Genomic DNA, 10,682 nt, shown 5'->3' on the forward strand with positions numbered 1-10,682 from the left:
CGCGAACTCACCCCCGTCATCGCTCGCGACAGCCTCGACGATCACCGCCTCCGCCCGCCGGAACACCGCCCCCGCCCCCAACAACACCCGGATCCGATCCGCATCACCCAACCCCGCCAGCACACCATCAGACAACACCGTGTCAAGGTCGACGATGACCCGATCCAAAAGCTCCGTCGTGCTCTCCATACCCGCAACTCAACCCGCAACCACCGACATTCGAGACCCCAAACCACCCACAAATACCCCAGACCAGAGGCGTATTCCAATCTCCCGGAATGACACGTCGAGAGCGCTCTCGGGTCGACTGCGGAGGGCTGGACGAACAGGGTGAGGCAGATGCCACGGTCCGAGCGATCCGGCGAGACAGATGGGGGGAACCGGCCCGCTTGGGGGCCGACCCCTGATCGGGGGAACCGGCCCCGATGGGAGGGGGAGCCGGCCCTGATGGGGGGCCGGCCCCGCGGGGGGCCCGTTGGGGGTCGGGGGAACCGGCCCCGATGGGAGGAACCGCCCCCCAAGGGGGAACCCGGCCCCGACGGGAGGGACCCCCCGGAGGGGGAAGCCGGCCCCGTTGGGGGAACCGGCCCGCTTGGGGGCGGGGGAACCGGCCCCGATGGGAGGAACCGCCCCCCGAGGGGGCACAGCCCCAATGAGGGGGAACCCGGCCCCGCGAGGACGGGAAAGACCTTCTCGGAGACAGAGCGAGAGGACCATCCCGCGAAACGGATCGAGGGCCGAGCGGTCAGACCCGCGCCGGTTTCGCCTTCATGAAGACATCGACGTCGTCTTCGCTCTCGAGCACGAATCCATGCCTCTCGTACAGACGTCGAGCGGGGCTTCCCTGCAGCACGTTCAGGCGGAACGGAACCGAGGGCCTCTCATCGGCGAGAAGATGCGTGAGCACGGCAGATCCCAGCCCCCGCCCCTGCACCGCCGGGTCGAGATAGAAGTGCTCGATCCAGACCGCGTCGGGCTCGACCCGCACCGCGATGAGCCCGACGTCGTCTCCGTCGACGACGATCACGCGCGTGTTCTCCGGCGCATACGCATCGAGGAACCGCTGCCGCACACGCACGGGGTCGTAGCGGCCGAGCCGCTCCAGATCGGGGCGCATGACGATCGCCCTCAGTTCCGCCATCCACGGAGCATCCGAGGGACCACTGGCTCGAAGACTCCACCCGATCGACACAGCATCCATCCAATCACCCGTTTCACCGACCACGTTCCCCGGCGCCCCCGCGCGGCCCGCGCGGCCCGCGCGGCCCGCGCGGCCCCATGAGATCCGCATCCCTACAGCGCGAGCAGGACGATCCCGGCGAGGACGACGACGGATGCGGCGATCCGCCACCCCGGCCTGCTCTCCTTCAGCGCGAAGACGCCGAACAGAGAGACCAGCACGACGCTGACCTCACGCAGCGGGGCGACCAGCGCGACCGGCGCGAGCTGGATGGCGGTGAGCACGAGGATGTACGACAGCGGCGACAGGATGCTGAATGCCACGATGCGCCGCCACTGTGTGCGGCCGAGTGTGCGCACGGCGGCCCATCGCCCGCGGATGCCGATCGAATAGAAGGGGATCTCGAGCAGCATGGTGCCGACCATGAACGCGACGGGCGACAGGTTCCAGGTGCGCACCGCGTTCGCATCCCAGATCGTGTAGACCGCGATCGCGACGCCCGTGAGGAGTCCGAACACGAGCCCGGGGTCGAGGGATCGCCGCGAGCGGGACGCGCGTCCACGGTCGACGAGACCGATCGCGACCACTCCGAGGATGATCGCGGCGACGCCGACGAGCGCGAGGGCGGACGGGCGCTCCCCCAGCAGCAGGACGGCGACGATCACCGACAGGAACGGGCCTGTGCCCCTGGCGGTCGCGTAGACGGTCGACAGGTTTCCCTCGCGGTACCCGCGCTGCAGGACCGCCATGTAGATCACATGGAGCACGGCGGACACCCCGACGCCCCACAGGAATGCCCGCAGGTCATCGGTCCCGAGCCCGCCGGTGAAAGGGATGACGCCGATCCACACGACCGTGCCCCCGACGGCGCCCCACCAGAGGAAGGGCAGGCCCGCCTTGCTCACGCCGTGGGCGATGACGTTCCATGCGGCGTGGGAGATCGCCGCGGCGAACACGAGGGCGAAGGCGAGAGCGGACATGCGAGACCCATCCGTACGTCGCGGGCACGACGAACAGGGTCCTCCGGGCTTTTGTCCTGTCAGATGACGGCGACCCTGCGGAGGGACGCCGTGGCGCCGCTCGGACCAGACGGGACGAACCCCGGAACCCTAGGCGCTATCGGGACCCACGGTATCCGGCGATGGTGACCGGCAGGTGAACAGCGCGTGAGCAGAGGCGCGCAGCGCGTGAGCAGAGCACCGTCAGGCCCGATTACGATCGAATCACCGCCCCCTGCAGGAAGGCCGCACCATGCCCGTCACCCCTGACGCCCTCATCCACGCCGAGGATCTCGCCGACTTCGTCGCCGCCTCGCCCTCGAGCTACCACGCCGCCGCGGAGACGGCCCGACGCCTGGAGGACGCCGGCTTCGAGCGTCTGCGCGAGGAGGACGCATGGGAGGTGACGCCCGGCGGGCGCTACCTCGTCGTGCGCGACGGGGCGACCATCGCCTGGACCCTGCCGGCGGATGCGGTCGCGACCACCCCCGCTCACATCTTCGGCGCACACACCGACTCCCCCGGTTTCAAGCTCAAGCCGCAGCCCACCACGGGATCGAGAGGCTGGCTGCAGGCCGCGGTCGAGGTGTACGGCGGTCCGCTGCTGAACTCCTGGCTCGACCGCGAGCTGCGCCTCGCCGGACGCCTCGCCCTCGCCGACGGCCGCGTCGTGCTCGCCGACACGGGCGCGCTGCTGCGCCTGCCGCAGCTCGCCGTGCACCTCGACCGCGGCGTGAACAACAACGGCCTCGCCCTCGACAAGCAGGCCGAGACGCAGCCGGTCTGGGGGCTGGGCGACGCGTCCGATGCCGACGTACTGGCCGAGCTCGCCGCGTCGGCCGATGTGTCGGCAGCGGACATCCGCGGATACGACGTCGTGATCGCCGACTCCGCACGCGGCATGGTGTTCGGTCGGGACGACGCGTTCTTCGCCTCCGGGCGCCTCGACGATCTCGCCTCGGTGCACGCCGGTGTCGTCGCCCTCGAGCGCGCGGGGTCGGCCGAATCCGGCCCGATCGCGGTGCTCGCGGCCTTCGACCACGAGGAGCTCGGTTCGAACTCGCGCTCCGGAGCCGCCGGGCCCTTCCTCGAGGACGTGCTGGGCCGTGTCTACGACGCGCTCGGCGCCGACTCGTCGCAGCGCCGCCGAGCTCTGGCCTCGTCGTGGTGCCTGTCGAGCGATGTCGGGCACTCGGTGCACCCGAACTACGCGCAGAAGCACGACCCCGTGGTGCAGCCCGTGCTCGGGTCCGGCCCGATCCTCAAGCTCAACGCCAACCAGCGCTACGCCACGGATGCTCTCGGTTCCGCCGCCTGGCGCGAGTGGTGCGACACGGCCGATGTCGTCACGCAGGAGTTCGTGTCGAACAACAACGTGCCGTGCGGGTCGACCATCGGCCCGATCACGGCGACTCGTCTCGGCATCCGCACCGTCGATGTGGGCATCCCGATCCTCTCGATGCACTCCGCGCGGGAGCTCGCCGGCGTCTCGGACCTCCATGACCTCACACGCGTCGCGGGGGCGTTCTTCGCCGGCTGACCCCTCTGCCGCCCCGTCGGTGCCAGGATGAGGGAATGACGGACATCAAGCCTGCTCTCATCGAGCGCGCGGGCATCGAGATCATCCCCGAGACCGAGCGCACGGCGGCGCCGCGCGACCTGTTCTGGCCGTGGTTCGCGGCCAACGTGTCGGTGTTCGGGATGTCGTACGGATCGTTCGTGCTCGGCTTCGGCATCTCGTTCTGGCAGGCGACGCTCGTGTCGGTCATCGGCATCGTCGTGTCGTTCCTGCTGTGCGGGCTCATCGCCATCGCCGGCAAACGCGGCTCCGCCCCCACCATGGTCCTCTCGCGCGCCGCCTTCGGCGTGCAGGGTCAGAAGGTGCCGGGCATCGTCTCGTGGCTGACCTCGATCGGCTGGGAGACGTTCCTCGCGATCACGGCCGTGCTGGCGACCGCGACGATCATCACGCAGCTCGGCGGCGACGGCGAGAGCATCGCGCTGAAGATCACGGCCGCGCTCATCGTCGCGGCACTGATCGTCGCCGCGTCCGTGCTCGGTTATCACACGATCATGCGGATGCAGTCGGTGCTCACCTGGGTCACCGGCGCCGTGACGGTGCTCTACATCGTGCTCGCTGCGCCGACGATCGACATCGCGACGGTGCTGTCCCGGCCGGACGGCGGCATCGGCCAGGTGATCGGAGCCCTCGTCATGGTGATGACCGGGTTCGGCCTCGGCTGGATCAACATCGCCGCCGACTGGTCGCGGTATCAGAGGCGCACCGCATCCGATGGAGCGATCGTCGCCTGGAACACGATCGGCGGCTCGGTCGCACCCGTGATCCTCGTGATCTTCGGGCTGCTGCTCGCGGGGTCGAACGATGAGCTCATGAGCGCGATCGCGGCCGACCCGATCGGCGCACTCGCGACGATCCTGCCGGTCTGGGTGCTCGTGCCGTTCCTGCTCACCGCCGTGCTCGCGCTCGTCTCGGGCGCCGTGCTCGGCATCTACTCGTCGGGCCTCACGCTGTTGAGCCTCGGCATCCGCATCCCCCGCCCGTCGGCCGCGGCCATCGACGGGGTGATCCTCACGATCGGCACGATCGACGTCGTGTTCTTCGCCACGGACTTCCTCGGCCCCTTCCAGAGCTTCCTCATCACCCTCGGCGTGCCGCTGGCCTCATGGGCCGGCATCCTGATCGCCGACATCCTGCGCCGTAAGAAGGACTACGACGAGTCCGCGCTGTTCGACAGCCGGGGGCGGTACGGCGCCTGGGACTGGACCTCGATCGGCACCATGGTCGTCACCAGCGTGATCGGCTGGGGCCTCGTGCTCAACGGTTTCGCGGACGCGGCGCCCTGGAACAACTGGCAGGGGTACCTGCTCTTCCTCGTCGGCGGTGTCGACGGGGACTGGGCCTACGCCAACCTGGGCGTGTTCTTCGCCCTCGTCCTGTCGTTCGTCGTCACGTACTTCGCGCGGGCGGCGAAGATCCGCCGTCAGGAGCACACCGCGTGACGGATGCCGCGGCGGGACGCGCGGCCGGTGACGCCTGGCTCGTCGTGATCGACCCGCAGGCGATCTTCGCGTCTGCGGACTCCGCCTGGGGGTCGCCGTTCTTCGCCGACGCGATGCCCCGCATCCGCGCGCTCGCCGACCACTTCGGCGACCGCGTGATCGTGACGCGGTGGATGCCGACGGCGGATCGCACCACCTCGTGGGGCGCGTACTTCGCCGCCTGGCCGTTCGCCGATCAGTCGCCGGACGATCCGCTGTTCGCCCTCGTTCCCGATGCGGTCGGCCTCTCGCCGCATGCGACCCTCGATCTGCCGACGTTCGGCAAGTGGGGCCACGAGATCGAAGCGATCGTGGGGCGCGGCGCACATGTCGTGCTCACCGGTGTCGCCACGGACTGCTGCGTGATCTCGACGGCGCTGGCCGCCGCGGATGCCGGAGCCCGCGTCGCGGTCGTCGCCGACGCGTGCGCAGGATCGACCGTCGAGAATCAGTCCGCAGCACTGCAGGTCATGGGCCTGTATCCGCCGCAGATCACCATCAGCGACACCGCCGCGGTGCTCGCCGGGCGGTGAGCCGCCGACACGCCTGTCCCGATCGCCGGCGTCGGCTCAGCCCGCCGCGCGCACGGCCGCGGCGATGTCGGCGGGCGATCCCTGCCACGGTGCGCCATGGCCCGGCAGCACCCAGGATGCGGAGACCGCGGCCAGACGGTCGAGCGACGCGAGCGCTGCGGCAGGCTCGTCGGTGAACGGGGCCGGCTGTGCGCCGGTCCGCCCGGTGAGCACGTGACGGGTCGTCAGCGCATCGCCGACGAACACGGCATCCGCGGCCGGCACGTGCACCGCGATGCTCCCGGGCGAGTGTCCTGGCATGCCGATCACGACCGGGGAGCCGGGGAGGTCGAGGACGTCCCCGTCCGCGACCTCGGTGACCTCGGCGACGTGCGGGGTGCGCATCGCGTTCTTGCGGAGCCCGTAGGCGAGGAAGCCGAGCATCGGCCCGATCCGAGCCGGTCCCATCGGCGTCTTCGGCTTCTCGCCGGTGCGCACCCGGTGGGCGTCGGCGGCGTGGATGAACACCGGCACCCCGGCCTCGCGGCGCAGGCGCTCGGCGAATCCGATGTGGTCGCCGTCGCCGTGGGTCAGCACGAGTCCGCGGATGTCGGACATCGGGCGCCCCAGCTCGGCGAGTTCACGCTGCAGGTCTTTCCAGTGGCCGGGGAGACCGGCGTCGATGAGGGTGATCCCCTCGGGCAGATCGATGAGGTAGGAGGCGACGATGTCGTTGCCGAGTCGGTGCAGGTGCGGTGCGAGCTTCATGGCGGATCCTTTCGGGATGATTGCGATGGCTACGTTACGTAGCTATCATGGCTATTGTCAATAGCCATCAAGGAGATGCCATGCCGACACCCGACCGGACCTCACTCGAGGCGATCATCGCCGCGGGCCGCGAGATCCTCGACGCCACCGGCCCCGCGAGCGTCACGATGCAGGCCGTCGCCACGAGGGTGGGCGTTCGCGCCCCGTCGCTCTACAAGCGGGTGCGCGACCGCGAGGCCCTCCTCTCCGCCATCGCCGCGTCCGCGATCGACGAGCTCACCGCACGCCTCGACGCGACCGACGCCGACATCACCGAGATCGCGCAGGCCTACCGCGGCTTCGCCCAGCAGCATCCGGAGGCCTTCCGCCTCATGTTCAGCACGGCCGCGCCGCACGACGCCCTGCAGCGCTCGGCCGCACCGCTCATCCGCGCGACCACGGCACTCGTCGGCGAGGACGATGCGCTCGATGCCGCCCGCCTCTTCACCGCGTGGGCGACGGGATTCCTGCAGATGGAACTGTCGGGCGCCTTCCGTCTCGGCGGCGACGTCGACCGGGCGTTCGACTACGGCCTGCGGCGACTCATCGCCGGGCTCAGCGCCGGGCCGACCCCCGACTGATCCGGCGCCTGCCACCGCTTCCTCGGCTACTCGGATGCCCGCCTCCGGCGAACTCGACCGCGGTACTGCCAGGATGTTGCGCGGAGAGGGGTTTCCATGACCATGACTGCGCACGCCGAAGAGTCCGAGCACCCGAAGAAGGCCCGGCGCCCGTGGCACCGGGCGAAGATCGCCGTGGGACTCGTGGTGGCCGTCACCGCAGTGATCGCCACCGTCGGCGCGATCACCCCCTGGCCCTCCGCCATGCTGATCCGCGCGGTGTTCACGAAGGGCGGAGACGACACCGCCGCCGAGATGGACCGGCATCTGCCCGACACGAAGCTCACCGAGCAGCTCGACGTCGCCTACGGCGACGCGGGCGCCGACACGACGATGGACGTCTTCGCTCCGGCATCCGCCGGCGGTCCGCTGCCCACCGTCGTATGGATCCACGGCGGCGCCTGGATCTCCGGGTCGAAGGAGAACGTCGATCCGTACCTGCGCATCCTCGCCGCCGAGGGGTACACGACCATCGCCGTCAACTACACGATCGGCCCGGAGGGCGTGTATCCGCTCGCCGTCCATCAGCTCAACGATGCCCTCGCATACATCGACGAGCACGCCGAGGAGCTGGGTGTCGACCCGACCCGGATCGTGCTCGCGGGCGACTCGGCGGGCGCACAGCTCGCCAGCCAGATGGCGACGCTGATCACCAACACCGACTACGCCGAGATCCTGGACATCACGCCCTCGCTGACGCCCGAACAGGTCGTGGCGACCGTGCTGAACTGCGGCGTCTACGACCTCGCCGCGCTCGCCCAGCTCGACGGCATCGCCGGCTGGGGGCTCAAGACGTCGATGTGGGCATACGCGGGCACGAAGACCTGGGCCGAGGATTCGACCGGATCCACCATGTCGACGGTCGACTGGGTCACCGCCGACTTCCCGACGACGTACATCTCGGGAGGGAACGGCGACGGACTCACCTGGCTGCAGTCGATCCCGATGGCCAAGCGCCTCGATGAACTGGGGGTCGAGGTCACGACCCTGTTCTGGCCGGCGCCCCACGAGCCGGCTCTTCCGCACGAGTATCAGTTCCACCTCGACATGCCCGACGCACAGACGGCGCTGGAGCAGACGATCGACTTCCTGAACACCCACACCACCCGCTGAGGTCTGGGCGGATCGGAGCGCCCTGCCTACTTCATCGTGTCGAGGATGCCCACGAGGTCGTCGAACGTCGTGAGCGGATTGAGGATCGCGAAGCGGGTGTTCGGACGCCCGCCGTGCGAACTCGGCACCACGAACGCGCGCTGCGAGTCGAGCAGCTCGTCGGACCAGCGGTCGTAGTCGGAGCGCTCCCAGCCCTCACGCTCGAACACGACGACCGACAGCTGCGGATCGCGCACGAGACGCAGTTCGGGACGCGCGGCGATCTCGGCGGCGATGCGCTGGGTGAGAGCGAGCGTCGCGCTCACGGCCTCGCGGTAGGCGGTGACGCCGTAGGTGGCGAGGGAGAACCAGAGCGGCAGTCCGCGCGGGCGGCGCGTCAGCTGGATCGAGTAGTCGGACGGGCTGAAGTCTCCCGCATCCGTGAGGGTGTCGAGGTACTCGGCGTGCTGCGTGTGCGCGCGGCGCCCTGCATCGGGATCGCGGTAGATCAGCGCACAGCAGTCGAACGGGGCGAACAGCCACTTGTGCGGATCGACGATCACCGAGTCGGCGCGCTCGACACCGGCGAAGACGCCCCGCGCCTCGGGAGCCAGCATCGCGGTGAGCCCGTAGGCGCCGTCGATGTGCAGCCAGAAGTCGAACTCGTCCTTGAGAGCGGCGATGCCGGCGATGTCATCGACGATGCCGAAGTTGGTCGATCCACCGGTCGCCACGACCGCGCAGATCTCGTCGCCGTGCTCGCGCAGCGCCTCGCGCACGGCATCCGCGCGCAGCACGCCGTCGGGTCCGGCGGGCACGAGCACCACATCGGCGTCCATGACCTTCGCTGCCGACTTGTTCGAGGAGTGCGCCTCGACGCTGCACACGATCTTCCACCGACGCGGCAGCTCTCTACCCGCGTCGAGCAGTGCGGTCTTCGCGGCCTCGCGGGCCGCGACCAGCGCCGACAGGTTTCCGATCGTGCCGCCCTGCACGAAGACGCCGCCGGCCGTGTCGGGGAGCCCGAACTCGGAGGCGAGGAACGACAGCACCTCGTTCTCGGCATGGACCGCACCCGCGCCTTCGAGCCAACTGCCCCCGTAGAGACCGGATGCCGAGACCACCAGGTCGAACGCGATCGAGGCGATGGTCGGCGCGGTGGGGATGAACGACAGGTACGACGGGTGGCTCGTCGTCAGGCACGCGGGTGCGAGGATGTGCTCGAACACGCTGAGTGCCCGCTGCGATCCGAGACCGCCGTCGGTGATGGTGGTGCCGACGAGCCGGTCGAGCTCGGCCGGGGACTGCGGCTTGTCGAGCGGCACGTCGGCCGCGAGCATCCGTCGTCGCGAGTAGTCGAGCACGGCGTCGACGATCGCCGTCGATTCGGCCGAGGCCGCGTGCATGCGTTCTGCTCCCATGAGCTGTCCCTAACTGTGGGTTCCTGCGGGCGATACGGGGGTCGTGGTCGTGGACGCCGCGGTGGTGGATGCCGAGGTCGTGGGGGTCGTGGTCGTGGACGGGGCGTCGAGCACGGCGGCGAGAGTGCGGCGGGCGAGATCGGTGCGGTCGCGGGGTGCCCAGTGCACGAGCGAGTGCGCGCTCATGCCGTCGACCATGGCCAGCAGCATCCACGCGGAGGATGCGGGGTCGACCCTGATGTCGGCGGCCTCGGCGGCGGCGCGGGCGATGAGGTCTTCGAGCGCGCTGTGCCAGAGGTCCATCTCGGCGCGCACCCGCGCACCGAGCGCTTCATTGCGGGCGCCGAGCGCCCAGGACTGCACCCACACCATGGCGACGTCGTCGCGGGAGTCGTCGAGCAGCGTCTCGATGAGCCGCAGCAGGTTGGTGCGCAGGTCGACCCCGTCGTCGTACGAGGCGATGACTTCGTCGCGTTCGGCGGAGACGATCGTCGTGAAGACCTCGGCGACGAACGATTCCATGACCGGGCGGTAATGGGCCACGAGCGCAGGCGTGACCCCGACCCTGGCGGCGACGGCGCGCACCGTGAGCGCCTCGAGTCCGCTCTCGCCGGCGAGCGATACGGCGCCGTCGAGGATCGAGCGTTCGCGCTCCTCGGGCGGCAGCCGGCGAGGCGCGGCGGCTCTTGACGTGGTCTTCATCACGGGCTACCGTATCACTCGTTGATCACGTGTTCAATAGCGATCACGGCTCCGCAGCCTCGACAGAGGGATCGACAGCGAGGGAGACGAATCATGGCCTGGCACATGCCCGCAGAGACGGCACCGCACGACCGCACCTGGATGGCGTTCCCCGCCGAGGGGCCGACCCTGGGCGAGACGGCGTCAGAGCGCGACGAGGGCTACGCGACCTGGACCGAGGTCGCGCACGCGGTCGCCGAGTTCGAACCGGTCACGATGATCGTCGATCCGGCCGAGGTCTCCCGCGCCCG

12 protein-coding genes are annotated in these 10,682 nt (G+C 69.9%); 6 read left to right on the forward strand and 6 right to left on the reverse strand.

Features of this window, described 5'->3' with window-relative positions; translation table 11 throughout:
* The 3 genes from ABTZ43_RS15485 to ABTZ43_RS15495 form a co-directional block, all read right to left on the reverse strand.
* Positions 1–189 (reverse strand): hypothetical protein (locus ABTZ43_RS15485; RefSeq protein ID WP_350539440.1); only part of this gene is annotated, 189 nt, incomplete at its 3' end.
* Between the two features lie 556 nt (positions 190–745).
* Positions 746–1,141 (reverse strand): GNAT family N-acetyltransferase, encoded by a 396-nt coding sequence (locus tag ABTZ43_RS15490; RefSeq protein ID WP_350539441.1) that lies wholly within the window; start codon positions 1,139–1,141, stop codon positions 746–748.
* Positions 1,142–1,293: 152 nt separating this feature from the next.
* Complete coding sequence (locus ABTZ43_RS15495) at positions 1,294–2,160, reverse strand: EamA family transporter (protein ID WP_350539442.1); 867 nt, start codon at positions 2,158–2,160, stop codon at positions 1,294–1,296.
* 271 nt (positions 2,161–2,431) lie between these two features.
* On the opposite strand from ABTZ43_RS15495, the gene ABTZ43_RS15500 reads away from it, so the two are divergent.
* The 3 genes from ABTZ43_RS15500 to ABTZ43_RS15510 are packed head-to-tail and all read left to right on the forward strand — an operon-like array spanning position 2,432 to position 5,771.
* A complete protein-coding gene (locus ABTZ43_RS15500; RefSeq protein ID WP_350539443.1) occupies positions 2,432–3,718 on the forward strand; it encodes a M18 family aminopeptidase in 1,287 nt (428 codons plus the stop codon).
* Positions 3,719–3,753: 35 nt separating this feature from the next.
* Positions 3,754–5,199, forward strand: coding sequence for a purine-cytosine permease family protein (locus ABTZ43_RS15505; protein WP_350539444.1), 1,446 nt, complete (start codon positions 3,754–3,756; stop codon positions 5,197–5,199).
* On the forward strand, positions 5,196–5,771 hold the full coding sequence (locus tag ABTZ43_RS15510; RefSeq protein ID WP_350539445.1) for a cysteine hydrolase family protein: 576 nt from the start codon (positions 5,196–5,198) through the stop codon (positions 5,769–5,771). Before ABTZ43_RS15505 ends, ABTZ43_RS15510 begins: the two co-directional genes overlap by 4 nt.
* A 36-nt stretch (positions 5,772–5,807) precedes the next feature.
* On the opposite strand, the gene ABTZ43_RS15515 is transcribed toward ABTZ43_RS15510, so the two are convergent.
* Positions 5,808–6,518: an MBL fold metallo-hydrolase gene (locus tag ABTZ43_RS15515; RefSeq protein WP_253384276.1), complete on the reverse strand. Its 711-nt coding sequence runs from the start codon at positions 6,516–6,518 to the stop codon at positions 5,808–5,810.
* 80 nt (positions 6,519–6,598) lie between these two features.
* On the opposite strand from ABTZ43_RS15515, the gene ABTZ43_RS15520 reads away from it, so the two are divergent.
* Positions 6,599–7,138 carry a TetR/AcrR family transcriptional regulator gene (locus ABTZ43_RS15520; protein ID WP_350539446.1) on the forward strand — a complete coding sequence of 180 codons (540 nt, stop codon included), beginning with the start codon at positions 6,599–6,601 and terminating at the stop codon, positions 7,136–7,138.
* A 96-nt stretch (positions 7,139–7,234) separates the two neighbouring features.
* Positions 7,235–8,290, forward strand: a complete 1,056-nt coding sequence (locus ABTZ43_RS15525) for an alpha/beta hydrolase (RefSeq protein WP_350539447.1) — start codon at positions 7,235–7,237, stop codon at positions 8,288–8,290.
* A 26-nt stretch (positions 8,291–8,316) separates the two neighbouring features.
* Here ABTZ43_RS15525 and ABTZ43_RS15530 read toward each other — a convergent pair whose 3' ends face one another.
* Both ABTZ43_RS15530 and ABTZ43_RS15535 read right to left on the reverse strand, forming a co-directional pair.
* On the reverse strand, positions 8,317–9,690 hold the full coding sequence (locus ABTZ43_RS15530; RefSeq protein WP_350539448.1) for a pyridoxal phosphate-dependent decarboxylase family protein: 1,374 nt from the start codon (positions 9,688–9,690) through the stop codon (positions 8,317–8,319).
* A 9-nt stretch (positions 9,691–9,699) separates the two neighbouring features.
* Positions 9,700–10,392 carry a TetR/AcrR family transcriptional regulator gene (locus ABTZ43_RS15535; protein ID WP_350539449.1) on the reverse strand — a complete coding sequence of 231 codons (693 nt, stop codon included), beginning with the start codon at positions 10,390–10,392 and terminating at the stop codon, positions 9,700–9,702.
* Positions 10,393–10,485: 93 nt separating this feature from the next.
* Here ABTZ43_RS15535 and ABTZ43_RS15540 point away from each other — a divergent pair.
* On the forward strand, positions 10,486–10,682 hold a 197-nt coding region (locus ABTZ43_RS15540; RefSeq protein ID WP_350539450.1), incomplete at its 3' end, for an agmatine deiminase family protein.

Source organism: Microbacterium sp. NPDC097977, assembly GCF_040302605.1.
Classification (GTDB): domain Bacteria; phylum Actinomycetota; class Actinomycetes; order Actinomycetales; family Microbacteriaceae; genus Microbacterium.

Bases quoted from the DNA above. Each gene is read 5' to 3' on its own strand.
- ABTZ43_RS15490 (WP_350539441.1), bottom strand. From the start codon at position 1,141: ATGGCGGAACTGAGGGCGATCGTCATGCGCCCCGATCTGGAGCGGCTC.
- ABTZ43_RS15495 (WP_350539442.1), bottom strand. From the start codon at position 2,160: ATGTCCGCTCTCGCCTTCGCCCTCGTGTTCGCCGCGGCGATCTCCCAC.
- ABTZ43_RS15500 (WP_350539443.1), top strand. From the start codon at position 2,432: ATGCCCGTCACCCCTGACGCCCTCATCCACGCCGAGGATCTCGCCGAC.
- ABTZ43_RS15505 (WP_350539444.1), top strand. From the start codon at position 3,754: ATGACGGACATCAAGCCTGCTCTCATCGAGCGCGCGGGCATCGAGATC.
- ABTZ43_RS15515 (WP_253384276.1), bottom strand. From the start codon at position 6,518: ATGAAGCTCGCACCGCACCTGCACCGACTCGGCAACGACATCGTCGCC.
- ABTZ43_RS15520 (WP_350539446.1), top strand. From the start codon at position 6,599: ATGCCGACACCCGACCGGACCTCACTCGAGGCGATCATCGCCGCGGGC.
- ABTZ43_RS15525 (WP_350539447.1), top strand. From the start codon at position 7,235: ATGACCATGACTGCGCACGCCGAAGAGTCCGAGCACCCGAAGAAGGCC.
- ABTZ43_RS15530 (WP_350539448.1), bottom strand. From the start codon at position 9,690: ATGGGAGCAGAACGCATGCACGCGGCCTCGGCCGAATCGACGGCGATC.
- ABTZ43_RS15535 (WP_350539449.1), bottom strand. From the start codon at position 10,392: ATGAAGACCACGTCAAGAGCCGCCGCGCCTCGCCGGCTGCCGCCCGAG.